This is a genomic window from Kitasatospora sp. NPDC036934 (assembly GCF_055608425.1).
Genome location: NZ_JBVJQR010000041.1, coordinates 13,837 through 38,158 on the forward strand (window position 1 = coordinate 13,837; position 24,322 = coordinate 38,158).

21 protein-coding genes and 2 pseudogenes are annotated in these 24,322 nt (G+C 74.5%); 4 read left to right on the forward strand and 19 right to left on the reverse strand.

What is annotated here, in order from left to right; genetic code table 11:
• Window positions 1–2: 2 nt before the first annotated feature.
• The 5 genes from ACZ7BZ_RS35460 to ACZ7BZ_RS35480 form a co-directional block, all read right to left on the reverse strand.
• Window positions 3–875 (reverse strand): ABC transporter permease, encoded by an 873-nt coding sequence (locus ACZ7BZ_RS35460; RefSeq protein WP_470361944.1) that lies wholly within the window; start codon window positions 873–875, stop codon window positions 3–5.
• Window positions 872–1,831, reverse strand: a complete 960-nt coding sequence (locus tag ACZ7BZ_RS35465) for an ABC transporter permease (protein ID WP_470361945.1) — start codon at window positions 1,829–1,831, stop codon at window positions 872–874. The genes ACZ7BZ_RS35460 and ACZ7BZ_RS35465 overlap by 4 nt, the downstream gene beginning before the upstream one ends.
• Window positions 1,828–3,480: an ABC transporter substrate-binding protein gene (locus tag ACZ7BZ_RS35470; protein ID WP_470361946.1), complete on the reverse strand. Its 1,653-nt coding sequence runs from the start codon at window positions 3,478–3,480 to the stop codon at window positions 1,828–1,830. The genes ACZ7BZ_RS35465 and ACZ7BZ_RS35470 overlap by 4 nt, the downstream gene beginning before the upstream one ends.
• Before the next feature lie 60 nt (window positions 3,481–3,540).
• Entirely contained in the window at window positions 3,541–4,551 is a 1,011-nt protein-coding gene (locus tag ACZ7BZ_RS35475) for an agmatine deiminase family protein (RefSeq protein WP_470361947.1), read from the reverse strand.
• Window positions 4,552–4,713: 162 nt separating this feature from the next.
• Window positions 4,714–5,910, reverse strand: coding sequence for an agmatine deiminase family protein (locus ACZ7BZ_RS35480; RefSeq protein WP_470361948.1), 1,197 nt, complete (start codon window positions 5,908–5,910; stop codon window positions 4,714–4,716).
• A 159-nt stretch (window positions 5,911–6,069) separates the two neighbouring features.
• Here ACZ7BZ_RS35480 and ACZ7BZ_RS35485 point away from each other — a divergent pair.
• The 3 genes and pseudogenes from ACZ7BZ_RS35485 to ACZ7BZ_RS35495 all read left to right on the forward strand — a co-directional run.
• Window positions 6,070–6,654: pseudogene (locus ACZ7BZ_RS35485) on the forward strand (TetR/AcrR family transcriptional regulator); the annotation flags it as partial.
• 145 nt (window positions 6,655–6,799) lie between these two features.
• On the forward strand, window positions 6,800–8,491 hold the full coding sequence (locus tag ACZ7BZ_RS35490) for a serine/threonine-protein kinase (RefSeq protein ID WP_470361949.1): 1,692 nt from the start codon (window positions 6,800–6,802) through the stop codon (window positions 8,489–8,491).
• Between the two features lie 452 nt (window positions 8,492–8,943).
• Entirely contained in the window at window positions 8,944–10,146 is a 1,203-nt protein-coding gene (locus ACZ7BZ_RS35495) for an agmatine deiminase family protein (protein ID WP_470361950.1), read from the forward strand.
• An 83-nt stretch (window positions 10,147–10,229) separates the two neighbouring features.
• On the opposite strand, the gene ACZ7BZ_RS35500 is transcribed toward ACZ7BZ_RS35495, so the two are convergent.
• The 10 genes and pseudogenes from ACZ7BZ_RS35500 to ACZ7BZ_RS35545 all read right to left on the reverse strand — a co-directional run bounded on the left by ACZ7BZ_RS35500 (window position 10,230) and on the right by ACZ7BZ_RS35545 (window position 18,286).
• The gene (locus ACZ7BZ_RS35500) at window positions 10,230–11,276 is read right to left on the reverse strand and encodes an NADase-type glycan-binding domain-containing protein (protein WP_470361966.1); all 1,047 of its coding nucleotides are present in this window, start codon (window positions 11,274–11,276) and stop codon (window positions 10,230–10,232) included.
• A gap of 270 nt (window positions 11,277–11,546) precedes the next feature.
• A pseudogene (locus ACZ7BZ_RS35505) lies at window positions 11,547–11,615 on the reverse strand (zinc-ribbon domain-containing protein); the annotation flags it as partial.
• 3 nt (window positions 11,616–11,618) lie between these two features.
• Window positions 11,619–12,182 (reverse strand): phage tail protein I, encoded by a 564-nt coding sequence (locus ACZ7BZ_RS35510; protein ID WP_470361951.1) that lies wholly within the window; start codon window positions 12,180–12,182, stop codon window positions 11,619–11,621.
• Window positions 12,179–14,140, reverse strand: a complete 1,962-nt coding sequence (locus tag ACZ7BZ_RS35515; protein ID WP_470361952.1) for a putative baseplate assembly protein — start codon at window positions 14,138–14,140, stop codon at window positions 12,179–12,181. Before ACZ7BZ_RS35515 ends, ACZ7BZ_RS35510 begins: the two co-directional genes overlap by 4 nt.
• Window positions 14,140–14,577, reverse strand: coding sequence for a GPW/gp25 family protein (locus ACZ7BZ_RS35520; RefSeq protein WP_380459944.1), 438 nt, complete (start codon window positions 14,575–14,577; stop codon window positions 14,140–14,142). The genes ACZ7BZ_RS35515 and ACZ7BZ_RS35520 overlap by 1 nt, the downstream gene beginning before the upstream one ends.
• Complete coding sequence (locus ACZ7BZ_RS35525) at window positions 14,574–14,885, reverse strand: PAAR domain-containing protein (protein WP_470361953.1); 312 nt, start codon at window positions 14,883–14,885, stop codon at window positions 14,574–14,576. The genes ACZ7BZ_RS35520 and ACZ7BZ_RS35525 overlap by 4 nt, the downstream gene beginning before the upstream one ends.
• Before the next feature lie 67 nt (window positions 14,886–14,952).
• On the reverse strand, window positions 14,953–16,731 hold the full coding sequence (locus tag ACZ7BZ_RS35530) for a VgrG-related protein (RefSeq protein ID WP_470361954.1): 1,779 nt from the start codon (window positions 16,729–16,731) through the stop codon (window positions 14,953–14,955).
• Window positions 16,728–17,450, reverse strand: coding sequence for a CIS tube protein (locus ACZ7BZ_RS35535; RefSeq protein WP_470361955.1), 723 nt, complete (start codon window positions 17,448–17,450; stop codon window positions 16,728–16,730). The genes ACZ7BZ_RS35530 and ACZ7BZ_RS35535 overlap by 4 nt, the downstream gene beginning before the upstream one ends.
• 48 nt (window positions 17,451–17,498) lie before the next feature.
• Window positions 17,499–17,924 carry a phage tail protein gene (locus tag ACZ7BZ_RS35540; RefSeq protein ID WP_465750777.1) on the reverse strand — a complete coding sequence of 142 codons (426 nt, stop codon included), beginning with the start codon at window positions 17,922–17,924 and terminating at the stop codon, window positions 17,499–17,501.
• Window positions 17,925–18,016: 92 nt separating this feature from the next.
• Window positions 18,017–18,286, reverse strand: coding sequence for a hypothetical protein (locus ACZ7BZ_RS35545; protein WP_380459954.1), 270 nt, complete (start codon window positions 18,284–18,286; stop codon window positions 18,017–18,019).
• A gap of 1,864 nt (window positions 18,287–20,150) precedes the next feature.
• On the opposite strand from ACZ7BZ_RS35545, the gene ACZ7BZ_RS35550 reads away from it, so the two are divergent.
• Window positions 20,151–20,414, forward strand: a complete 264-nt coding sequence (locus tag ACZ7BZ_RS35550; protein WP_470361956.1) for a hypothetical protein — start codon at window positions 20,151–20,153, stop codon at window positions 20,412–20,414.
• A 1,105-nt stretch (window positions 20,415–21,519) separates the two neighbouring features.
• Here ACZ7BZ_RS35550 and ACZ7BZ_RS35555 read toward each other — a convergent pair.
• The 4 genes from ACZ7BZ_RS35555 to ACZ7BZ_RS35570 are packed head-to-tail and all read right to left on the reverse strand — an operon-like array spanning window position 21,520 to window position 24,205.
• Window positions 21,520–21,678 (reverse strand): DUF6760 family protein, encoded by a 159-nt coding sequence (locus ACZ7BZ_RS35555; protein ID WP_188307682.1) that lies wholly within the window; start codon window positions 21,676–21,678, stop codon window positions 21,520–21,522.
• Window positions 21,675–22,169, reverse strand: coding sequence for a hypothetical protein (locus ACZ7BZ_RS35560; protein WP_465750781.1), 495 nt, complete (start codon window positions 22,167–22,169; stop codon window positions 21,675–21,677). The genes ACZ7BZ_RS35555 and ACZ7BZ_RS35560 overlap by 4 nt, the downstream gene beginning before the upstream one ends.
• Window positions 22,166–22,606 carry a phage tail protein gene (locus ACZ7BZ_RS35565; RefSeq protein WP_030290301.1) on the reverse strand — a complete coding sequence of 147 codons (441 nt, stop codon included), beginning with the start codon at window positions 22,604–22,606 and terminating at the stop codon, window positions 22,166–22,168. The genes ACZ7BZ_RS35560 and ACZ7BZ_RS35565 overlap by 4 nt, the downstream gene beginning before the upstream one ends.
• Window positions 22,607–22,651: 45 nt before the next feature.
• Complete coding sequence (locus ACZ7BZ_RS35570; RefSeq protein ID WP_465750783.1) at window positions 22,652–24,205, reverse strand: phage tail sheath family protein; 1,554 nt, start codon at window positions 24,203–24,205, stop codon at window positions 22,652–22,654.
• Between the last annotated feature and the right edge of the window lie 117 nt (window positions 24,206–24,322).

Sequence of the window (24,322 nt, forward strand, 5' to 3'; positions counted from 1 at the left end):
GTTCATGTGGTCCTCCGGGCGACCTGGTCGGCCCAGCGCTCGCCGACGACGTTGAAGGCGACGACGGTCAGCACGATCAGAGCGCAGGGCAGGATCGCGGAGAGCGGGTAGCCGTGCTGGATCGCGGTCTGGCCGTCGAAGACCGTCCGGCCCCAGTCGGGGGTGAGCGCGGGGACGCCGAGCCCGAGGAAGGAGAGGCCGGCGAGGTCCATCAGGGCGTAGCCGAAGTTGACGGCGGACTGGGCGAGGACGATCGGCGCGATGTTGGGCAGGACGTGCCGCAGGCAGATCTGCACCGCGGAGTGGCCCTGGACCTGGTACGCGGAGACGTACGGCCGGGTCCGTTCGGCCAGCACCAGGGAGCGGGTGAGGCGGGAGACGTACGGCAGGTAGGCGATCGCCAGGGCGACGACGGGGGCGAGCAGGCCCTCCCCGTACACCGAGACGATCAGGATGGCGAGCAGCATGCCGGGGAAGGCGAAGACCAGTTCGGTGCTGCGGGACAGCACGGAGTCGAGCCAGCCGCCGCGCCAGCCGGCCGCGAGGCCGACCGCGATGCCGGCGACGGTGGAGAAGGCCACCACGCCGAGCGGGCCGAGCAGCGAGGTGCGGGCGCCGAGCAGCAGCCGGGAGAGGGTGTCGCGCCCGGCCGGGTCGACGCCGAGCAGGTGCTCGGGCGAGGGCCCGGCGAGGGCGTTGCCGAGGTCGACGGCGTTCGGGTCGTACGGCGAGAGCCAGGGGGCGAGCAGTGCGGCGAGCACGACCAGGACGGTGAAGCCGAGGCAGACCAGGTGGAGCGGGCCGCCGGCGGACTTGATCCGGGCGAGCCCGGGGCGGCGGGTGAGGCCCGACCGCTGGATGAGACCGGTACTCATGCGCCGGACCTCCTGGAACCGAGGGTGATCCGGGGGTCGACCAGCGGGTGGATCAGGTCGACGACCAGGTTCACCGTCATGAACAGGGCCACGATGATCAGGGAGATGGCGTGGACGGTCGGGAAGTCCTTGGTGGTGGTGGACAGTTCGAGCAGCTGGCCGATGCCGCCGATGCTGAAGGCGGACTCCACCAGGACGGTGCAGACCAGCAGGGTGGAGACGATCAGGCCACCGGTGGTCAGCACGGTGCCCAGCGAGTTGCGGAACACGTGTCGGCGGATCACCTCCCGCTCCGGGACGCCCCGGCTGCGGGCCACGGTGACGTGCTCGCCCTCCAGGGCCTCCAGCATGGCCGTGCGGGTGACCCGGGCGAGCATGCCGATGAGGTAGAGCGCGAGGGCGACCGCCGGCAGCGTGAGGTGCCGGAGCATGTCGCCGAGGCCCTCGCCGACGCCGCCGACCGGGAACCAGCCCAGCTTGACCGCGAACAGGCCCTGGAGCAGGACGGCGGCCACGAAGGACGGCGTGCCGAGGGCGATCGTGGTGGTGACCAGGATCGTGGCGTCGGTGGCGCCGCCGCGCACCGCACCGATCCGGCCGAGCGCCAGGCCGATGACGACCACGACCACCAGGGCCATCCCGACCAGCAGCAGGGTGGCGGGCAGCCGGTCGGCGAGCAGCTTGGAGACGTCGGTGCGGTAGGTGATGGAACGCCCGAAGTCGCCCTGGAGCACCTGGCCGAGCCAGCGGAAGTACCGGACCAGGAACGGGTCGTCGAGGTGGTACTGGTCGTTGATCGCCTGCAGGGCGGCCGGCGAGGCCGACCGGCCGGACAGCAGGAAACTGGCGGGGCTGCCCGGTGCCAGGTACATCGCGCCGAAGACCACGAAGGAGGCGCCGAGCAGGGTCACCGCCATCTCGATCAGCCGCCGGGCGGCGAATCGGAGGAAGCTCACCGGGCGGCCCCCACATCGGCGGCCCACGGGTAGTACATGTACGAGATGGTGGTCGGGGCGCCGGTGATCCGCTTGTTGAGGAAGACGGCGGTGGGCCACTCCGCGACCGGGATCCACAACAGCTGCTGGGAGGCGGCCTGTTGGAGCTTGGCCTCGACCGCGCCGCGCTTGGCCGGGTCGTACTCGGCGGTGGCCCGGTCGACCAGGTCGTCGTAGGCCTTGTCGCTGTAGCCCGCGAAGTTCTGGTAGGCGCCGGTGCGGAAGTTGACGAGCAGGTCGAGCGGGTCGGTGACGGAGTCGTAGTACGTCTCCGGGAACATGTCGACGCCCTCGCGCGCCTTGGCGTCGGTGAACAGCGCGGTGAAGGCGTTCGGGGCGATCGTCTTGAGCTGGATGTCGAGCCCGATCTTCGTCCCGGCGGCCTGGACGGCGGTGGCGAGCAGCGACACGTCCTGGCCGATGGTGCTGGTGGCCATGACGAGCGTCTTGCCGCTCGCGCCGGCCTCCTTGACCAGGGCCTTGGCCTTGTCGATGTCCTGGGTGGTGGGGGTGAGGCCGTCGAAGGCGCTCTTGCGGACGTCGTCGGGGGCGCCGCCCCAGGCGGCCCGGGTGGTGAGGGAGCCGGTGACGGTGCCGGCGCCGGCCAGGCCGGTCCTGACGAAGCCGGAGCGGTCCAGGGCCAGCGACAGCGCCCGGCGCACCCGGACGTCGCCGAGCGCGCCCTTCATGTTGGTGACGTTGACGTTGACGGTGCTCAGGCCCTCGCCGAAGTAGAGCGTGCCCGGGCCGCTCTTCCGCAGTCGGTCGTAGCTCTCGGTGGGGATCAGGTAGCCGCCGTCGACGTCGCCGGTGAGCATCGCGTTGGTGCGGGCGGAGGAGTCGGTGAGGAAGCTGAACACGACCTTCTTGGACTTGGCCTTGGTGCCCCAGTAGTCGTCGAAGCGCTGGAGTTCCAGCGACTGGCCCTTGGCCCAGGTGCCGAGCCGGTACGGTCCGGTGCAGTCGAGGCTGCCGCTGGTGCCGTAGTCCTTGCCCGCGGCCTCCACCCCGGCCTTGGCGGCGACGACGCCGGCCGCGGTGGCCATGTACTGCGGGAACTGGGAGTCGGGCTGCTTGAGCTTGACGGTGACCTGCAGCGGTCCGGTCCTGGTGACGGTGTCGACGTTCTGGAACACCTGGGCCCAGGCCGCCGCGTTGTCCGGGTTGGTCTGCCGGCCGAGGCTGTACACCACGTCGTCGGCGGTCATCTCGGTGCCGTCGTGGAAGTGCACCCCGGAGCGCAGGTCGTAGACCCAGGTGGTCGGGTCGGGGTTGGTGGCCTTCTCCGCCAGGCCGGGCGCCAGGGTGAGCTGGGGCGTCCAGCGCATCAGGCTCTCGCACACGTTGGAGAGGATGGTGTTCTGCGGGTAGTCGAAGGCCTGGACGTAGTCGAGGGTCGGCGGCTCGGCGTAGGTGGCCCAGGTGAAGGAGTCGAGCTCGCCCTTGGCCGGCGGGGTGGTCGCGGAGAGCTGGACGCCCCCCTGGTCGGCGCCGGCGTCGTGCGGCGGGCCGGAGCAGGCGGCGACCAGCGCCGCGGCGGACAGCAGGGCGGTGGTGGCGAGGGCGAGCCGGCCCGGGGAGGCGGCTCGTCTCGCGGGGGTGAGGGTCATGAGGGTGGGCTTCCGGTCGGAGCGGGGAGGGGACGTGCGGTGCGCCGTGCGGATGGCGCGTCAGTCGCGGACGGCCGGGACCTGCTGGGTGATGCAGTGGATGCCGCCGCCGCCCCAGGCGATCACCCGGGAGCGGACGCCGACGACCTTGCGGTCGGGGTACGCCCCGGCGAGGACGGCGAGCGCGGCCTCGTCCTCGGGGTGGTCGGCCACCGGGACGACCACCGCGCCGTTGGCCAGGTAGTAGTTGAGGTAGCCGACCTCGACCTCGCGGCCGTCGACCTCGGCGAACGCGGCCTGCGGGACGTCGACGATCTCGAACGGGCGGCCCTGGGCGTCGGTGGAGTGCTCCAGCACGGCGCGGTTGGCCCGCATCCGGGCGTAATCGGGGTGCTCCGGGTCGGCGGGGAGCTGGACGACGACCTTGCCGGGGGCGGCGAAGGCGCAGACGCCGTCCACGTGGCCGTCGGTCTCGGTGTCCAGCAGGCCGCCGTACGGCAGCCAGATCACCTTGGTGACGCCCAGGCGCCGCTTGAGCTCGGCCTCGATCTCCTCGCGGCTCATGCCGGGGTTCCGGTTGGGGTGCAGCAGGCACTGCTCGGTGGTGATCAGGGTGCCCTCGCCGTCGACGGTGATGGCGCCGCCTTCGAGGATCATCTCGGAGCGGACCGCCGGGGTGCCGAGGTGCTCCAGCAGCAGGGCGCTGATCCGGTCGTCGGCGTCCCACGGGTGGTGCTTGCGGCCCCAGGCGTTGAAGCGGAAGTCCACGCCGGCCCGGCGGCCCTCGGCGTCGAGGACGAAGATCGGCGCGGAGTCACGGAACCAGGAGTCGTCCATGGGCAGTTCGACGACGGTGACGCCCTCTCCGCACAGGGCACGCGCCTCCTCGCCGTGGCCGGGCGGGGCGGTCATCGTCACGGGCTCGAACCGGGCGATGGTGCGGGCGACTTCGGCGTACTCGCGCTTCGCCTCGGCGAGGGTGTCGCCCCACAGGTCCTCGCGGACGGGCCAGGCCATCAGGCAGCCCTCGTGCTCGGTCCACTCGGCGGGCATGCGGTACGTGACGGTCACGGGATACCTCTTCGGGATCGGGTGTGCAGGTGGAGCGGTGGGCCCGGCGGCCCGCCTCCGTGGGTCGGCCTGCGGGCCGCCGGGAGTCTCGGGGTGGTGCTCGGACGGTTCGGCCTGATCGGTGGCTCGGCCTGATCGGCGGCTCGGCCCGGCTCGGACGGTTCAGCCGAGCGGCGGGACGCTGGGCTGGGACTGGGTGGCGCAGTGGATGCCGCCGCCGCCGCTCGCGATGGTGTCGATGTCCAACTGGACGACGTCGCGGTCCGGGTAGGCGGCCTGGAAAATCGCGTACGCCGTTCCGTCGGCCACGGTGTCGCCGAACTGCGGGACGAACACGGCACCGTTGGCGGTGTAGAAGTTGGTGTAGCTGGACAGGAAGTCCTTGCCCTTGCCGCGGATCAACTGGCGGTCGGGGCCCGGGAGTTCGGTGACGACCAGGGAACGGCCCCGGGCGTCGGTGGTGCCGGCCAGGGCCTGCTTGGCCTGCTCGTAGACGTCGATCCAGATCTGGTCCGTGCCCGGGCCTGGCCGGTCCAGGACGACCTCGCCGGGTGCGGTGAAGCGGGCCAGGCAGTCCACGTGGTCGTCGGTGATGTCCTGGCCGGCCAGGCCGGGGAGCCAGATGACCTTGCTCAGGCCCAGACTCGTCCTCAGCGCCTGCTCGACCTGGTCCTGGGACATCCCGGGGTTGCGGTTGGCGTTGACCAGCGAGCTGACGGTGGCCAGCAGGGTGCCCTGGCCGTCCGTCTCCAGTGCGCCGCCCTCGCCGGTGAACGGCGCGCGGACCCGGTCGACGCCGTACTCCTGGAGGAGGGTGGCCGCGACGGCGGCGTCCTCGGTGAAGGGCTGGTAGTAGGGCGCACCGCTCTTGCCCCAGCCGTTGAAGTTGGTGTCCAGCCCGGCGATCGCACCGGGGGCGGTGAGGAAGGTCGGGCCGAAGTCCCGGATCCAGAGGTCGTCGTTGGGGATCTCCAGGACGGTGATGCCGTAGGCGCCGCCGCGGCCGAGCCGGTAGCGGGCGTCCGAGGCCTGGTCGGGGCGGGCCACCACGACGACCGGTTCGTAGCGGGAGATCGCGTAGGCGACCCGGGCGATGTCGTCGCGGACGGCCGACAGCTGGCTGCCCCAGATCGAGGACAGCGCGGGCCAGGCCATGAAGGTGCGGTCGTGCCGGTCGGTCTCGGCCGGCATCCGCAGCGTGGGGGTCGCTGCGGATGCCGGCTCGGTGGCGGCCCGGGCGACGCCCGGCAGGACCGCGCCGAGCGCCAGCGCCGGCAGGGCCGCCGCGCCGAACCGGAGCAGTCTCCGACGGGAGGGGGAGGGGCTGGGGGTGGCCTCGGTGGGTGTGGGGGTGGTCATGGACGCTCCCTGCAAGAGGTGGGAGGTGTGGGGGTTGCCCCGCATCCTGTACCTCACTGAAAATCCAGTCAACCCTGTGAGCGACATAAAGCTCATCGGCCTGACCAAATGATCAGGATTTCATCAAGTCCGCATCCAGGACGGGTAGAGTGAGCGTCCATGTCAGACCGCCGGACAGGGATACTCCAGGCCGCCACCCGCGTCATCGCCCGACGCGGCGTGCGCGGTCTGCGGATGGGCGAGCTGGCCGCCGAGGCCGGGGTGTCCACCGCGTTGATCTACTACCACTTCACCGACCGGGCGGGGATCCTGCGCCAGACGCTGGAGTTCATCAGCGACCGCGCCGACCACTACACCGCCGAGGACCAGCCCGCGCCCGCCGCGGGCCCGCCCGCCCGGGGGCAGGACCGGGACCCGGGCGCCGAACTCGAACAGGTCCTGCTGCTGGAACTCCAGGACACCACCGAGGTGCGGGAGAACAGCACCGCCTGGGGCGAGCTGCGGGCGACCGCCGTCTTCGAGCCGGATCTGCGCGAGGAGCTGGCCCGGAACACCCACAGGTGGGTGCACGACGTCGCCGGGCTGCTCGCCCACACCGACCCGACCGGCACCGCCCCGGCCCACGCGGCCGCCGCCGAACGGCTCACCGCCCTGGTCGAGGGCCTCAGCGTGCGCTGGCTGAGCGGATCGCTCCCGGTCGAGCAGGCCCGCCGGCTGCTCCGCGGCGCGATCGAGGCGGAGCTGGACCGCGGCCGGGCGGCTCCGGCGGGGGCCGACTCGATGGATCCTGACGAAACCTCTAAACTCTGCGGCGCCAGCGGGCCGTGCCCGCCCACTCCGGGGCACTACAGCCCGCTCCCGTCCCGGTCCGCCGAGAGAGGCAGCCCGCATGTCCGCTGACCGATCCCCCTTCGCCCTCCAGCCGGTCTTCCAGGAGCTGACCGCGGACGACCCGCGCGAAGTCGGCGGCCACCAGCTGTACGCGCGGCTCGGCGCCGGCGGCATGGGCCGGGTCTACCTCGCATACACCCCGGGCGGCCGCCCGGTGGCACTGAAGGTGGTGCGGCCCGAACTGGCCGAGGACCCGGACTTCCGGGCCCGGTTCGCCCAGGAGGTGGCCAGCGCCCGACGCATCCACGGGCTGTTCACCGCCCAGCTGATCGACGCCGGCCCGGACGCCGCCACCCCGTGGCTGGCCACCACCTACGTGCCGGGACCGTCCCTGCAACAGGTGGTGCAGCGCTTCGGCCCGCTGCCGGAGCGCACCGTGCTGCTGCTGGTGGCCGGGATCGCCGAGGCGCTCCAGGCGATCCACGCCAGTGGAGTGGTGCACCGCGACCTCAAGCCCGGCAACGTGCTGATCGCCGCCGACGGCCCCCGGGTGATCGACTTCGGCATCGCCCGCGCCGCCGACGCCGTCGCCCTGACCGGCACCGGACTGCAGATCGGCTCCCCCGCCTACATGGCCCCCGAACAGGCCGTGGGCCGGGCCGCGACCCCGGCCACCGACGTGTACGCGCTCGGCGCCCTCGCCGTCCACGTCGCCGGCGGCACCCCGCCCTTCGGCGACGGCCCGCACCCGGTGACGCTCTACCGGACCGTCCACGAGGAACCCGACCTCGACCGGGTGCCGAACGGCCTGCGCGACCTGCTCCGGGCCTGCCTGGCCAAACGCCCCGAGGACCGGCCGACCACCGCCGAGGTGATCGCCGCCGCCCGCAGCCACCCGGCGGTGGGCGGACACCTCCGGTTCGGCGAGGACTGGCTGCCGCGGCAGCTGACCAGCCAGATCACCCGGCACGCCGAGCTGCCGCAGGCGCCGGCGGAGGCCGCAGGCGCCGCCGCCGGGCCCGGCCTGAACGCGGCGCCAACGGTCCTCGCACGCCCGGCCGGGCCGACGCCCACCCTGCTCGCCGCCCTGGGCACCGAGGCCGCGACGGGCGGCGAGCCCGCCACACCTGCCGGGCCGGCCCCGGCGGCGCGACCGGGCGTGCCGCCGAAGCGGGCCCGCGGCCGCACCGCGCTGATCGCCGCCGTGGCCCTGGCCGTCGGCGCCGCGGCGGCGGTGTTCGTACTGGACGACTCGGACCCGGTGGAGGAGGCCACGACCGACGCCCCGGTGACCGGCTCCGCCGCACCCGGCGCCCCGGCCGGATCGCCGACACCCGCCGGACCACCGAGCCCCGCGCGCCCGGACCCCGCCGCCGGCTACACGGCCGACTACCGGGCGGTGGAGCTGACCTCGGCGGACGCCGGCTACGAGTTCGACCTGGCCTCGGGCACGGTGGTGCCGACCGACAGCGTGAACTGGTACGTGGGGCGCAGCGACAGCGAGTTCTTCGTGCCCGAGAACGCCGACGCCCACATCGGGCGGGATGCCGGCCTCGGCGTCGCCGAGTGCCTCCAGGGGCTCGGCGCCCACCCCACCACCCGGGTGCCGTTCAGGGCGGTCGGCCCGCGCGGCGCCTTCTGCGTGCGGTCCTCGGACGGCAAGGAGCTGGCGGTGGTGCGGGTGCTGTCGACGGCGGGCGCGGACGGGCCGGTCAGGGTTTCGCTGGACCACTACCGCCGCAACGGCTGAGCGGTCGGCCGAGGCGCGGCGACGTCCTGTCGACACCGGCGTACATCGGACGTCTACCGGGCCCCGCCGCGCATCCCGCACAGCGGCTGACGCCCGCCACAGGACCGGGAGCGGCCCGGCAGCCCCGTACGGGCCGCTCCCACCCGACCGCTGGCGACAGGAATCCAGGCCCCGGCGAACCACCCCCGTCTACCGGCGGCCGCGCACCTCGTGCTCCTGACGGCGACGGAGGTCACCCGGCGTTCGGACCGGGGTCGTGTGGAGGCGAACCGGGTGCACCGGATCGCCTCGGGGTGGTTTGGGTGGCTTCACCTTCAGACTTGACTGATTTTTCAGTCAATGCCAGAGTTCAGTTCCGGCAAGGCCGGGCGACTGCGCCCGCCCCCGTACGCGGCACCCGTCGGCGCCCCGCCCGCCGGACCGCCCCGCCCTCGGCCCCACCGGAGTCCACTGTGTCCCAGACCTCCCTCGCGCGCCGCACGGTGCTGCGCACCCTCGCCGGCGCCGGCCTCATCGCGGCCGGCGCGACCGCCTGCGCGGCCCCCGCCGACCAGCCGGAGCCGGCCGGCCCGTCCTCCTCCGGCGCCCCCGCCGACCGGCCGTCCGAGCCCGCCACCACGCCGCCCGCGCCGGCCGCCCCCACCCCGGCCCGCCGGCGCCGGCTCGGCGGCGAGTGGGAGACGCACGAGCGGACTTTCATGGCCTGGCCCGCCTCCGAGAACGTCTGGGGCGAACAGCTCGGGCCGGTCCGCAAGGACATCGCCTCGGTGGCCCGCGCCATCGGCGGCCGCGAACCGCTGGTCCTGCTGGTCCGCCCCGGCCAGGAGGACTCGGCCCGCAACTCCTGCGGCAAGGACGTCGAGCTGCTGTCCGTCCCGGTCGACGACCTGTGGGCCCGCGACACCGTGCCGGTGTTCGTGGAGGAGGGCGGCAAGGTCAAGGGCGTCGACTTCAACTTCAGCGGCTGGGGCGGCAAGCAGCAGCACGACAGCGACGCCCGGATCGCCCGGGCCGTCCTGGACAAGTTCGGGGTCGAGCGGATCCCGACCCAACTGGTCGCCGAGGGCGGCTCGTTCGAGAGCGACGGCCAGGGCACCCTGATGGTCACCGAGAGCTCGATCGTCAACGCCAACCGCAACCCGGGGCGCGACCGCGACCAGATCGAGGCCGAGCTCAAGCAGGCCCTGGGCGTCACCAAGGTGATCTGGCTGGCCGGCGTCAAGGGCAAGGACATCACCGACGCCCACGTCGACTGCCTGGCCCGGTTCGCCGCCCCCGGCGTGGTCCTCCTGGACCGGGCCTTCCCCGGGTCCCCGGCGGACGTCTGGTCCCGCTCGGCCGACCAGGCCCGGGCCGTCCTGGCCGAGGCCACCGACGCCACCGGCAAGAAGCTCAAGGTGGTCGAGATCAGCCAGCCCGACCCGGACCGGATCACCGGGCGCGGCGACGCCTTCGTCTCCTCGTACATGAACTTCTACATCGGCAACAAGGGCGTCTACCTGCCGCAGTTCGGCGACTCCCGGGCCGACGGGCACGCCCAGGAGGTCTTCCGGGACCAGTTCCCGGGCCGCGAGATCGTCCCGCTGGCGATCGACACCATCGCCTCCGGCGGCGGCGGCATCCACTGCTCCACCCACGACCAGCCGACCCTCTGACGCCCGCCGCGCCGCCGCCGGGGGGCCGGGGGCCCACCCGAACGGCCCCTGCTCCCTCTCACCCCGCGGCGGCGGGCACCGCTTCAGGTGCGTTTGAAGAACTCCACCTCGGCCAGCGCGATGGTGCGGCCCGGACCGGTGCCCGCGGCCTCGCGGACGGTCAGCTTCACCTGGACGACGTCGCTGATCCCCGTCCCCACCGTCTGCGGGCCCGGCTGGTCGTTGAGCGTCACCTGCTTGCGGTGCACCTCGCCGTCCGAGGCGGTCACCTCCAGGTCCAGCAGCACCGGACGGGCCTGCTGCCGGAAGTGCTCCGGGTCGGCGGAGTCGCCGGTGTGGATGATCAGGTCCACCAGCCGGAACGGGCTGCGGAAGGTGAAGCTGACGGAGTCCCCGATCGCCGGCGCCCCCCAGTAGGTGTTGGAGAGGCCGTCGTCGGAGAGGGTCGCGGGATGGCCCTCGACGGCGGCGCTCGCCGTGGTCAGCGAGGGGGCGATCGGCGCGGTGCTGCCCAGCTTGTCCAGCACGTCCTGGTAGGCGCTCTTGCCGAGCGGCCACAGCAGGACCCCCGCCACCACCAGCGCCACCAGCACGATCAGCGCGATGACGCGGCGCAGCGCGTTGCCCGAACCGCCGATCCGCACCCGGCGGCGGAACGGCCACCGGGTGCGCCACCAGGGCAGCTCGGGCGCGGCCGCGGTGACGGTCAGTGGCGCGGCGCAGCGGCGGCAGAACCGCCGCTCGGGCAGGTTGGGCGTGCCGCAGCGGGGGCAGGGCGGGCCGTCCTGGGCCTCGTCGACCGTGGCGGTCCGGACCACCGGGCGGGGCGCGATGGGCTTGGCGGGCTGCACCGCCACCGGGTCGGCCGGCGGCACGGGGGCCGGTTCGGCTGCCGGTTGGGGCACCGGTCCGGGCGTGGCGGCCGGAACCGGGGCGGGCTGGGGCGCCGGGGCGGGCCGGGCCCGGGTGGAGGTCGAGCGCGAGGTCGCCACCGCGGGCGGGGCCGGCGGCTCCTCGGCGGCCGGGGTCGGCGCCGCGGGTTCGGCTCCGGGCTGGGCCCCGGGCTCGGCCACGCGTTCGGGGGCGGGCTCCGGGGCGGGCGGCTGGGCGCGCCTGCTGCGGCTGGTCACCCGCCGGGAGACGTTGCGCCAGGTGGAGCCGGTGCGCGCGGTCCCGGGGGCGGCGGACTCGGCCTCGGCGGGCGAGGGCTCGACCCGCGCGGGCGAATGCTCGGCAGGGGCGGCCGCGGGCGCCGCCGACGCAGGGGCAGCGGGCGCGGGAACAGCGGGCGTAGGAGTAGCAGAGGTGGAAGAAGCAGGCGTAGGAGTAGCAGGGGTAGGAGCAGCGGGCTCAGGAGCGGCAGGCGAAGTCGCCGGCGTACTGCGCGACCACCCCAGGTAGGCGCCGCAGTTGCCGCAGAAGTCGTCCCCCTCCGCATTGGCCGTTCCGCATTCGGGACACACCGGCATCCGTCAGCCCTCCGATCGCCCGGGTGGACCGGGCAGGATCTCGATCCGGCAGTTCAGGTGGACCGGGCAGCCCGCCCGGACGGCGGACAGCAGCCGGTCCTCGTCCAGGGCCGCGCCGTCCAGCGGCCAGACCCGGATCAGCACCTCGCCGCCCGGCGCGGACGGCGGGGCCTCGCCGGGGGTGGTGGACCAGGAGACGCCGCCGCCGTCGCTGATCTCGCAGCCGGCGCCCAGCACCAGACGCAGCCGCTCGGCGAGGCCGCGCCGGGTGCCGCGCCACCGGTGCAGTTCCACGGCGCGCCCGACCACCGCCCGGCGCACCTCCTCCGGCCAATCCGGGTCGATGTCCACCGCGACCCAGGTCGCCAGCCAGTCCAGGAAGTCGACCGGCGCCAGGCGGGGCCGGAAGTAGGCGGGCAGGTTGTCCAGGGTGCTGAAGACCGGGGCGAGGACGGTGTCCAGGCCGGCCGTGAAGCGCTGGGCGAAGTCGTCCTCGGCGAAGAGGGCGGGCAGCAGCTCGCCGATCGGGTGCGGGCTGGGCAGCCCGGGTACGGCGGCGCGGGTCATGACGTGCCGTCCTCGGCGAGGGCGGTGACCACGACCTGGTGTTGGTGCGAGAAGACCAGGGCGTCCGGGGGGACGTCGACCCGCTCGGCGGGTGCGCCCCGGCGCCCGGTGATCGGGTCGGCCGGGAACAGCCGGAGCTCCTCCACCCCGGCGACGGCCGCCTCCCGCTGGAGCACGGCGAACACTTCCCCGTACTGCACCGCCCGGCCGAACGGCCAGCCCGTGCCGTCGGCGCCGCCGCGCAGCGGGTTGAGGTAGCGGTACAGCGCCTGCAGCACCGCCTCGCGGACCCGGTCCGGGTCGGCGGCGCGGGTGGTGAGCCGGGCGACCACCGTGACGCCCTGGTAGGTGGGCGGCTGGACGAGCACCCGGGTGCCGATCAGCCGCCGCTCGTCCAGGGCGGTCGCCACGGCGGCCAACACCTGCTCGTCCGGGATGAGTTGCTCGAAGCGCAGCCGGTCGCCGTCGTCCGCGACCGCGTCCGGGACGACCAGCACCCGCACCGCCCCGGCCTCGCCGCCGGCCGCCGGCACGCAGCTGACCCGGGCGGCGGAGGGCGCGGCCTGCCGGGCGATCAGCTCGAAGTCCCCGGCGGTGACGGCGCGTTCCTGCAGCCGCAGCTGGTGCGGGGCGCGCGCCTTGGCGTTGTCCACGGTCTCACCGTCGACCCCGCCCCTGGCCGCCTCGCGGTTGTCCACCCGGGCGATGTACGGGACGGAGCTGCGCAGCACCGTGACGGTGTTCCGGGCGACGTTGCCCGCGATCCCGCCGCCGGTGCGGTACTGCGGTACGCGCAGCCGGGCGCCCTTGGGCGGCACCGCGCCGAACGCGCGCAGGCTGCCGTCCGCCTCCCGGACGGCGGGTGGGAACAGGAACTCGCCGTTGGTGGCGTCCAGCACCACGTGCCGGTCGGTGGGCGCGGAGTCGCCGAAGTGCTCGACGACCGTCCAGCGCTGCCAGCCCTCCCCGGCCGAGACCTCGACCACCGGTGGCCCGCCGTCGAGCAGCACCGGCGGCCGGGCGAGGCGGAACCGCTGGCCCGCGACGCCCTCCGAGCTGCCCAGCGGCGCATCGGTGACGGTCTGGGCGTGCGCCGCCGTGGCGGTACCGCCGACGGTGAACACCTCGGCCCGCCGGACGGTCGGGGACTCGGAGTAGAACGGCTGGCCCGGCCGCGGCTCGGTGACCCGGCAGCGCAGCCAGCCGGCCCGGCGCCCGGCGACCACCGACGCGGTGTGCCCGGCCGGTACGAACACCACCACCTCGCCGGGCCGGTTGAGCCCGCCGGTGGTGTCGCTGCCGGTCTCGCACTCGATCCAGCGCGCGCCGTCCCACACCTCCCAGGCCAACGGCGGCTGGCGAGGGTCGACGCCGACGCCCTCCACCCGGCTGTCCAGCCGGACGGCCAGGATGCAGCGCGGCACCACGGCCGGCAGGGCGAACAGCATGGCGTCGCCGGCCACCGGGCGCGGCTGGAAGCACGGCACGTCCGCGCCGTCGGCCAGCCGGGTGGTCACGTCGGACTGCTCCCCGGCGGCCGAGACGGTCACCAGCCGCTCCAGCGTGCTGGGCACGATCGGCAGGTCCTCGGCGGTGGCGAAGACCACCGCCTCGTCGGTCTCGGTGCGCAGGGTGGACACCTCGGTGCCGGCCCGCAGCAGCACCGTCTCGGGCTGCGGGGCGGAGAGCCAGAAGTCGACCTCGGCCCGGGCGGCGGCCGGCGGGAACAGCCGGATGCCCAGCAGGTCGAGGAAGGCGGAGTAGTTCTTCTCCGGCACCCGGTTCAGCCGGTAGAGCAGCTGGTCCACCAGGTAGGCGAAGGTCTCGATGAGGGTGACGCCCGGGTCGGAGACGTTGTGGTCGGTCCACTCCGGGGCGCGCTGCTGGACGTATCGCTTGGCCTCGTCGACGAGTTGCTGGAAGCGGCGGTCGTCCAGGTTCGGGGAGGGCAGGGCCATCAGCGCACACTCCCGTCCAGGGCGGCCGGGGACTCCGCGGACGGCGTCTCCGGGATGGTGTAGAAGGGGAAGACCAGGTTGCGGCGGTCGTTGGTGGCCCGCACGGTGTAGTGGACGTCGATGTAGAGGGTGCCCTCGTCGACCCGGTCGAAGGCGATCACCACGTCGTCCACGGTGATCCGCGGCTCCCAGCGCTCCAGCGCGATCCGCACCTCGCGGGCGATCCGCCCGGCGGTGGTGCTGTCGCCCGGGGCGAAGACGTAATCGTGGACGCCGCAGCCGAACTCCGGGCGCATCGGCCGCTCGCCGGGGGCGGTGCCGAGGATCAGCCGGATCGCCTCGGCGATCTCCCGGTCCCGCTCGACCATGCCGATGCCGCCGGTGGCGTTCACCCGCAGCGGGAAGGCCCAGCCGCGGCCGATGAAGCTGCTGGTCACACGGCACCCCCGATCAGTACGTTGATGGCCCCGGCGATGATGGTGGCGCCGCAGGTGGTCTTGTCGCCCATCCGGGCCGCGGGCAGGCCGCCGATGAGCACCATGCCCCCGGTCATCCCGCCGAGTTGGGGCTCCACGAGGTTGGCGGGCCCCATCTCCACGTGTGGGACGCAGGCGTGCACGGTGCCGGCCACCGCGGCGGGCCGGCCGCCGATCAGCACCGTCGCGACCTTGAGGGCACCCGGCGGCGGGGTGGTGAGGGCGCCACCGTGGTCGGTGGGGTCGCCGGTCCGGGCTGCGGGGGGCATGTACGGTCTCCATTCCGATGGCTCCTGCCGGAGCGCAGTGATCTTCCTTCCGTCATCTGACGCCACGTCAGTTGATGTACACGAAAGCCCCCTTGATGACCGCCTCGGCACCGCCGTCCACGGTCACCGCCGTGGTGCCGCGGACGGTCACCGAGCCGCCGCGCACGTTCACCTCGCCGGTGCCCGCGTCCAGGGTGATGCCGGAGGGGGTGAGGCGCACCGTGCTGCCCGCCCCGCCGACCCCGCCGTGCACGGTCAGCACGATCTCCCCCTTCTGCTGGTCCAGCCGGACCTCCAGCTTGCCGTCGCCGCTGGCCAGCCGGACGCCGGAGCTGCCGCCCGGCACGTCCAGCAGTTCCATCCGGTGGCCCGAACGGGACACCACCGAACGGCGGTTGACCTTGCCGGCGGTCGCGTCGACCAGCGGCACGTCGTGCGGCGAGGGCTCGTCCACGCCGTTGTAGAGGCCGCCCAGCACATAGGGACTGTCCAGGTCCCCCTGCTCGAAACCCACCAGCACCTCGTCGTTGACCTCCGGGCTCACCACCCCGCCGCCGCCGTGGCCGCCCCACTGCACGGTGCGCACCCAGTCGGAGACGTAAGTGTCGTCCAGCCAGGGGAACTTGAGCTTCACCCAGCCGCGCTGCGCGCCGCCCGGCTCCCGGACGTCGGTGACCACCGCGACGGCCAGGCCGGGCATCCGCGGCCCGCGCGGCGGCGCGTTGCCGCCGGTCGCCAGCCCGGCCAGCGAGCGGTCCGGCGCCGCGCTGACCACCACCGTGGTGCGGTAGCCGCGGAACGGCTCCAGCAGGTGCCGCGCCCCGGTGACGGTGTAGCGGCCGGAGAAGGCCGCGCCGACGTTCCCCAGCGCGACGGCGGTGCCCGCCCGCAGCCGCGGATTGCCCTCCACCACCGCCTCCAGCTCCCCGAAGCCCGCGGCCACCGAGGCGGCCAGCGAACGCGCCACGGCGGTGGTCTCCGCCTGGGTGCGGTACGGGGTGTCGGCGACGGTGAACCGGGCCTGGCCGGGGAAGGCCGAGGCCACCACCGAGGGGCTCATCCCCGGAAGCACGGTCGGCGAGGTCACCGAGGGCTCGGTGGCCACCAGGGCGCTCTTGGTGGTGACGTTCCAGCCGCGCGCCTCCACGGTGTCCGCACCGGCCGCACCGGTCAGCACCCCGCGCAGCTCCAGCAGGTTGCGCCCGTACTCCAGCACCAGCGGGCTCTGCGGCGCGGGCGTGCTCGGGGCCGGGGCGGCCGACGCCGGCTGAGGCCGGACGAACTCCAGCTTGCCGTCGTCGTCCACCCGCACCTGCGCACCGCTCTCCTGCGCCAGGAACTGCAGGAACTCCCAGTCCGGGACGTTCGCCTGGGACAGCTGCTGGTGGACCACCGGGAAGGAGTCCACCCGCCCGCAGGTCAGGCCCGCGCCGGCGGCGACCTGGCGGACGATGTCGGCGGTCGTCATGTTCCGGAAGGCCTTCACCCGGCGCCCGCGCATCAGCCGGTGGGTCACCGCCGAGGCCCGCACCACCGTGTACGAGCCCGTGGTGTCCACCTCCAGCTCCAGCGCCGTCACCTCCCCGGTGAACAGCCGCACCTGGGTGTGCCCCTGCACGGTGACCACGGACACCCGCAGCTCGGTGCCGATGGTGATGCCCGTCGCGGACAGGAAGGTGTGGTCCGCGTCCCGGAAGCTCAGCACCGCCGTGTCCGGCAGCCCCACGCTCTCCTCGATGTCGCAGGACACCAACTGGGCCGCCCACACCGGCGGCAGCGGCCCCGGCGCCTCGACGACGGGATCCGCGGCGAACGGCCGGCCGCCCCGGGCCTCGGGAGTGGTCACGGCCGGCCTCCTCGGGTGAGTTCGTCGATCCCCGGCACGATCAGCTCCGCACCGGGCACCAGCACCAGCGGATCGTCGATGTCGTTCGCCTCCGCGATGGTCCGCCAGGCCGTCGCGTCCCCGTACGCGCGCCAGGCCAGCAGCGGCAGGCTGTCGCCCGCGATCACCCGGTGGGTGCTGCGGGCCTCCGGGGAGCCGGAGGTCGGGTTCTGCCCGGCCGGGTCGACGCTCGCCTCGTCGATAGACAGCGAGCAGACCGCGCGCAGCGGATTGCCGTCCACGTCGAACAGCGTGTACGTGACGGACAGACCGGTCAGCACCCCGTTGAACGAGGTCGTCTTCAGGGTGCCCCAGTCCAGCCGGATCCACGGACTCGCCGGGGTCTTGCGCGCCAGGCTGGTCGGCGTCGGCACGCATGCCTTCATCAGCTGCTCCACCGCCGCCTCCACCGAGTTGTCGTGCGTCGCCGTCGAATCCAGGAACACGTCGAGCGACAGCGAGCGAGGCCCGCTGCCGACGAACTCCGGCAGGGCCGACTCGCCCGCCATCCTGGACGGCGTACGCCGCCACTCGGTGGTCTTGCGCAGCACCAGGGTCGCCGGGTTGAACTGCAGCGGAAGCCGCGCGATCGGACCGCCGGGCTGGGCGCCGACCGTGGACGGGGGCTCCATGATGGTCAGTTGGGCCCGGGTGACGCTGGCGGGGACCGCCGAGGACATCCTGCTGCTCCTTGGGTGGTGGGTGGACGGGCGGGCGGGACCGGCTTCTCAGGACGGGCGCAGGCCCGCGTGGGCGATCTCCAGGGACTCCATCGCCGGCTGCGAACTCGACGGGTCGAAGGACGGGCCCTCCCAGCGCACCGGGACGATCCCCTGCACCTGCCAGCCGACGATCCGGCTCAAGTCGGGGCGCAGCGCCACGATCTCGCCGTCCTTCGGCTCGACCTTCCGGACGATCTCGTTCAGCCACCGGGCGATCTTGGCGGTGTCCGCGGTGACCGCGCGGGACAGCGTGATGTTCGACCAGGTGATGCGGCCCGGCAGCTGCCAGGCGAAGCCGTTGTTGCCGCCCTCCGCGTACTGCTCGATCTCGACCTGGGCTCCGAGCCCCGAACAGGTGGTGAACTCGCCCAGGTCGTTGCCGCCGATGGTCAGGCTGAAGAACACGCTGCTCGCGAAGATGTTGTCGGTCATCGGGGCCCCGCCTCCTGCTTGGTGCTCGGTACTCGCTGTTGCTGCTTGGCGCTTGCTGCCTACTGCTTGGTGCCTGCTGCCCGGCGTCGTGCTCAGCGGCGCAGGTCGTACGGCCTCCCGGCGCGTTCCCGCCCCCGGCGCAGTTCGGTGCGCAGCAGCCGGCCGACCGGCTCGACCAGACGCCGGGCCAGTTCGTCCAGGTCGGCGGGCGCGGCGCTCTCGGGGTGCTCGGCGGTCTCGCGGGGCGCCGGGGAGCCCCCCTTGGACGGCGAGGCGGTCGGCGGGGCCGCCTGCACCGTGGTCGGCCTTCGTGCCGGGACGGCGGTCAGCGGGATCCCGGCCAGCCCCGCCTGCTCTGCCACCCGTTGCAGCACCTGGGCGGTGCCGGGCGGGGCTTGGGCGGGCCGCGGCGCGGACGCCCCGGACCGGGGGATGACCGGCGAGGGCGCTGCGGGCGGCTGCGACCAGGACTGCGGCTGGGGTTGCCGGGGCTGCGCCGGTGGCTGAGACGAGGCCGCGGCCCCGGCGGGCAGCCGCTGGAGCGACCGGGCCACCGGGGGCGCGGGCCGAACCACCGGCACGGACCGGGCCGCCGACCCCGGCCCGGGCACCGGCGGGGCGGACAGCGGGGACCCGGCGGACCAAGCAGGCTCGGGCGGCGCGGAGGGAACGACCGGCGCGGCTCGCCCGGGGCCCCCTGGACGCGGCACGGCGGGCAGCCGCTGGAGCGACCGGGCCACCGGGGTGGCGGGCCGCACCACGGACGCGGACGGTGCGGCAGGGCGGGCGTCGTGGCCCGGGTTCCCCGCGAACACCCCGGCGACCGGGAGCCCTCGGGGTTCCGGGCGGCCGGCGCTCGCAGTCACGGCGCTCGTGTTCCCGATGCCCGCGTTCCCGACGCTCGTGTTCCCGGCGTTGGCGGCCTGGGCGTTGGCGTTCTGGGCGTTGGCGTTCTGGGCGTTCCTCGCCGCGCGGGCGCGAGCCGTCCGGGCCGGACGGGCACGCGGTGGATCCGCGGGCGCAACCGCGGTCGGGGTGGCCCCGAACGGCACCGGGCTCCCCTCCCCGGACGGCTGCCCGTCCGCCGCACGACCGTCCCCGCGCACCGGTGAACGCCGGGAGCGCGAGCGCTGCACGGCCGCCACGACCCCGCGCAGCACTCCCGTACCGGACGAAACACCTGTGCCGGACGAGACTCCCGTGCCGGACGAACGGCCGGGCGCCGCCACGGCACCCGGCGCGCCGGACGGCGCCGGGCCGCTCTCCCCCGGCGCCCACGACCGGTGCGCCGCTGCCCGCTGCGGGACGGCCGCGCCCCCGCGTCGCCCGCCGGCTCCGGGCGCCGGGGCCGGCCCGGAGGCCGGTGCGTCGGCCGTGGGGCGCGCGAGCGAATTGGGCCAGACCGCCGGGACCACGGGCGGGGCGGCTGCCGCGCGAGGCGCCGTCGAGGCGGCGGCGCTGCCCGCGAAGGGCGCCGGCGGGGTGCCGAGAGCGACCGTCATCGGGCGCTCACCGATCAACCCACGCCTCGGAGCGGTGCGTTGGACGGCTCGCTGCACACCCAGGCCACCGCCCGCCGGACGTGCGAGCACCGTCGGCGGAACCACCGGCCCGCTGCTGCTCCCGCTTCCACTCCCGCTCTGACGCGAAGTGCCGACACCGGGCCCGGCCACGGGTGCGGGCGACTGGGACGCGGCCGTGGCCGCCGGGCGCCCGGACACCGACCTGCCGGCGCCTCGCTCAGCCGTCACACCGGAAGCTGTTCCTGAATGACCGTCAGTTGCACTGAGGGGCAGAGGGGTCGAATCTGACGCGCGGTCGGCGGTCCGCTGTACGGGCAGCCCTCCACGGGCCTGCTCCGCCGCACTCCCGGCGCTTCGGCCCGCGCCACCCTCCGAGATCGGCCCGGTGATCCGCCGCACCGGTCGGCGCCCGCCGAGCAGTGGAGCGGTACGGCCTGGCGCCGCCGCCGTCGGAGGCAGCGCGTCGAGGGGCGCACCCAGTCCGGTGCGCGTGCGGGCGGGCGCCGGGTCGGGCTGTACCCGTGCGGGAACTGCGGGAAGTGAGGAGGGAGCCGACGTGGACGCCGCGCGCTGAACGGGCGGGCCGCTGGTGGGCCCCTGCCCGGAGCGGGACGGAGCGCTCCGCCCAGCGGCCGCCTCGCGCACCCCGCCCTCGGTCTGCCGGGTGTCGGGGGTGACGCCTGCGTCGGCGCGAACGACGGGCATGACCGGCGCCGCCGGGGCGGGCTCACCGGCCCTGGGCCCGGCCGGAGCCACCGGCGCGGCGCTCGCGGGCAGCGCGCTCAAGGGCGCGCCGAGGACCGGACGGGTGGCGGGTGCCGCAGCACCCGGCGCAATCGCACGCTGGACGACCGCGCCGGCGGGCGCACCCGCACCGCCCGGCGCGGACGCCGGACGCACCACGGCCTCGCCGCTCGCGGACGGCCGCACGGCGTCCACCGGGTTCTCCACCGCCCCGGCGGGCTGAGCCGACGCCACGCCGCCCCGCACCGAAACGGCCGGGACGGGGCGCACGGACAGCAGCCGGGGACGCCGGGCCACGGTCAGCGGCGCACCGACGGCACGCGGCCGCACCGGGCGTACGACCGCCGGGCCCTCCGGATCACTCCGGCGTGGCGACTCCGCGCCCGCACCGGACTTGGACGTACCGGCCTCCGGCGCACCGGAGACCGGCGCACTGGACGATGGCACCGGGCCGGCCCCGGCGCTGCTCGGCACGGCAGCAGCAGGCTTCGCCGCACCGGACGCCGACGCCGGAGGCACCGCAGCAGAGGACGTCGCCACGCGGGACGTCGGCGCACTGCCGCTCCCCGAGCCGCGGGTCGCAGCGGCACCGGGCTTCGTCGCACGTGACCTCTGCACGACGCCGGTCCCCGCCACCCGCGGCGTCCCGGTGGCAGAAGGCGTCGCCGCACCAGCCGAAGCAGACGCCGGACCAGCCGGCGAGTCCGCTGACGGACCAGCCGCCGAGCCGGCGCCCGCCGACCCGCCCCGCCGGTCGGCTCCGGCCGCACGCGCGGCACGCGGCCCCAGCCGTACGGGCAACCGTCGTACCGGGAGGGCCCGTTGGACCGGCCGCGCCTGCCGCCGCTGCCCTGCTCCCCCCGGCTCCCCTCCCGCTTCGAGCTGGTCCGGCTCCGCCGGCACCGCTCCCCCGGCTGCCGCCGGCAGGACGAGTGCCTCCCCGCCCCCGACCGCGACGGACGGAGCACCGGGCGAAACCACCGCCCGCAGGATCCCCACCGGGGCGGTCGGCAGCACGGCATGGCCGAGCGGTCCGCTCAGCGAAGGGTTCTGCCAGGAGGCGAGCCGGGAGCGGAACGCCAGGCCGTCGCTGACCCCGTGTGCCGCCCCGCCGCCCAGGGTGGGGACCAGCGGCGCCACCGCGCGCCAGCCCCCGTCCCCGGCCGCCGGCCGAGGCCGCGCCACAGCTCCGGCGCCTGCCGTCCCGCCCCCGGCCTCCACAGCACCGGAAACGGCACCGGAAACGGCACCCGGGACGACACCGGAACCGGCGCCGGACTCGGCCCCGTCGCGTCGCCGCGCGATCCAGTCCCGCAGCCCCACCCGGCTCACCCACCCTCACTGACACGGGAGTTGATCCGCGCGATCTCGCGCACCCACTGCCCGCGTTCGCGGTGGGTCAGGTCGAGGAGGTCCTCGCGCGGCCAGTGGAAGTGGTAGGCGATGTACGCGATCTCCTCGTACAACCGAGCAGGCGCGTACGTCACGATTCCCCCAGGCGCCCACCGGCGAGGTCGACCTCGAAGGCGCCGTCGCAGTGCGGGCAGGTCACCGCGGCGCGCGTGTGGCCTTCGCTGTTGATCCGCTGGTAGAGGTCCTGCAGGAAGGCGACGTCGGTCGCGTACATCCGCTCGACGATGCCGGCGTGCACGTCGGTGAGGTCGCCCAGCCTGGTGATCACGTGGCTGAGCAGCACCACGCTGAGGTAGGCCGGGTTCTCCTTGACCCGCAGGTCGATCTGCGGCATCAGTTCATCGCGGGCGGTGGCCAGCCGCATGGCGCCGTGGCGGTGCACGGTGCCCTCGTCGTCGACGTAGCCGAGCGGCAGCTCGAACTCGAACTCGCTGTGCGGCGACTGCCGTCGGGGCGGCCCGGCCGGCCCCGGCTGTCCCGGGGCCTGCTGCTGCGGCGCGGTGCCCTGCGGGGCCGGGGCCGGGGCCCGTTCCAGCAGTTCGTCAAGGCCGATCTTCCGCCTCACTCGACGCTGATCTCCTCGAACACGATGGTCACGGTCTCGGTCGCGGCGCTGGATTCGCCGGCGCTGAGCGTGGGGCCCTCCCAGCGGCTGGCCCAGGCGTTGGTGAGCTGGATGCGGCGCAGGGTGGCACCGGTGGTGTCCTTGACCTCGATGGTGAGGTTCTGCCGCGCGGTGTTGATCGCCCCGTTGTTGAGGGTCTCCTTGATCCAGTCCGTGAAGGCGCCGCTCTTGTCCAGGCCGCGGGTGATGGTCACCTCGCCGGGGAGCCGGGCGCCGGGCTGCTTGCGGACGATCAGTTTGCCCTCTTGGGTCACCTGCTTGTACTCGACGACGTCCTGCTCGACCGTCAGGTTGCTGATCTCCTTGACGGACTCGACGTTGTAGCCGCCGAGTTGGACGCCGAATATGTGTGTGGAGAGCGGATCGCCTTCAGCCATGGCGTGCTGTCACCTTCCGTGCGATGGGGGCCGACCGTACGACGATCACTCGTTGACGAGGCTCGTGCTGTCGGAGAACTGGGCCAGTCGGAACACCACGAACTCGGCCGGCTTCACCGGCGAGACCCCGATCTCGCAGATCACCTGGCCGAGGTCGATGGACTCCGGCGGGTTGTTGTCGCGGTCGCACTTGACGTAGAAGGCCTCGGCCGCGGTCTGGCCGAACAGCGCCCCGCGCCGCCACTCCTCGGTGAGGAAGGCGGTGATGTTCCGGCGGATGCTGGACCACAGCCGGTCGTCGTTGGGCTCGAAGACGACCCACTGGGTCCCCAGGAGGATGGACTCCTCCAGGTAGTTGAAGAGCCGGCGCACGTTGAGGTAGCGCCAGGCCGGGTCGGAGGAGAGGGTGCGAGCGCCCCAGATCCGGATGCCGCGGCCGGGGAACGCCCGGACGCAGTTGACGCCGATCGGGTTCAGCAGGTCCTGCTCGCCCTTGCTGAGCCGCAGTTCCAGGTCGACGGCGCCGCGGATGACCTCGTTGGCCGGCGCCTTGTGGACGCCGCGCTCGGCGTCGCTGCGCGCCCACACTCCGGCGGCGTGCCCGCTCGGCGGGACCAGTACGTTGCGGCCGGTGGCCGGGTCGAAGACCTTGACCCACGGGTAGTACAGGGCGGCGTAGCGGGAGTCGTAGCCCGCCTCGTCCTGTCGCCAGGTGCGCATCCGCTGGGCGTTGAGGCCGGGCGGCGGGTCCAGGACGGCGATCCGGTCGCCCATCTGCTCGCAGTGCGAGATCACCGCGAGCTGGACGGTCCGCAGGCCCTCGTCGTCGAGGTCGCCGCGCTGGTAGGCGCTCATCAGGTCGGGTACGGCGACCATGGTGATCTCGTCGATCGCCTCCAGGCCCGCGAAGCCGGTGCGGGCGGCGGCGTCGCCGACGTACTCGGCGGGGTCGAGCCGGGCCGCAGGGGCCGGCACCGGGCCGGTCGCCGGCGCGGCTGCGGCGGCGAGGGCGTGGGTGCGGCGCTCGGGGCGGCTGGGCGCGGTGCCGGGCTGTTCGGTGACCGCGACGAGCTTGGACTCGCGCAGCTGGGTGACGACGTAGCCCTTGGTGTTCTTCCGGGTGGAGACGTCGTAGCTCTCCACGACCTCGGCACCGCGGCGGACCAGCAGCCGGAAACGGTCGTCGGGGACGTTCTCGCCCTCGGCGTCGGCGATCTCGACGGACACGTCCCCGCCCGCGCCGGGCAGGGCGGAGATCAGGAAGCCCGAGACCTCGGCCGGCGGGGCCGCGGTGACGGCGGCGGGGGCGGGCGCGCCGCCGGGGGCCTGCCGGGCCGGGTCGCCGATCCGCACGACGTAGGCGGAGCCGCCGCCGTTGGCGAAGAAGCCGTAGACCGCGTGCGCGAGGTAGGTGCCCTCGATGAAACCGCCGAACCGCTGGACGTACTGGTCCCAGTTGGTGACCAGCGTGGGCTCGTGGAAGGGTCCGGATCCGGCGAAGCCGACGAAGGCGGCCACGGCCGTGCCGACGCCCTCGATCGGCCGGGCACCGGACTGGACCTCCTCCACGTACACGCCCGGGGTCAGGTACGACGGCATTCGCGCTCCTTCGGATGACCGGTCATTCGCCTGGTTCTCCCCCGAGTCTGCGGCCGGGTCACCGCCCGGGGACATGTCCCCAGGTCCCGCGCCGGGGGCAGCACCGGCTGCCCCCGG

Coding starts and splice junctions, on each gene's coding strand:
- ACZ7BZ_RS35490 (WP_470361949.1), top strand. CDS start 6,800: ATGTCCGCTGACCGATCCCCCTTCGCCCTCCAGCCGGTCTTCCAGGAG.
- ACZ7BZ_RS35570 (WP_465750783.1), bottom strand. CDS start 24,205: ATGCCGTCGTACCTGACCCCGGGCGTGTACGTGGAGGAGGTCCAGTCC.
- ACZ7BZ_RS35460 (WP_470361944.1), bottom strand. CDS start 875: ATGAGTACCGGTCTCATCCAGCGGTCGGGCCTCACCCGCCGCCCCGGG.
- ACZ7BZ_RS35535 (WP_470361955.1), bottom strand. CDS start 17,450: ATGTCCTCGGCGGTCCCCGCCAGCGTCACCCGGGCCCAACTGACCATC.
- ACZ7BZ_RS35565 (WP_030290301.1), bottom strand. CDS start 22,606: ATGGCTGAAGGCGATCCGCTCTCCACACACATATTCGGCGTCCAACTC.
- ACZ7BZ_RS35550 (WP_470361956.1), top strand. CDS start 20,151: ATGACCGGCGCCGCCGGGGCGGGCTCACCGGCCCTGGGCCCGGCCGGA.
- ACZ7BZ_RS35510 (WP_470361951.1), bottom strand. CDS start 12,182: ATGACCCGCGCCGCCGTACCCGGGCTGCCCAGCCCGCACCCGATCGGC.
- ACZ7BZ_RS35515 (WP_470361952.1), bottom strand. CDS start 14,140: ATGGCCCTGCCCTCCCCGAACCTGGACGACCGCCGCTTCCAGCAACTC.
- ACZ7BZ_RS35540 (WP_465750777.1), bottom strand. CDS start 17,924: ATGACCGACAACATCTTCGCGAGCAGCGTGTTCTTCAGCCTGACCATC.
- ACZ7BZ_RS35470 (WP_470361946.1), bottom strand. CDS start 3,480: ATGACCCTCACCCCCGCGAGACGAGCCGCCTCCCCGGGCCGGCTCGCC.
- ACZ7BZ_RS35480 (WP_470361948.1), bottom strand. CDS start 5,910: ATGACCACCCCCACACCCACCGAGGCCACCCCCAGCCCCTCCCCCTCC.
- ACZ7BZ_RS35525 (WP_470361953.1), bottom strand. CDS start 14,885: ATGCCCCCCGCAGCCCGGACCGGCGACCCCACCGACCACGGTGGCGCC.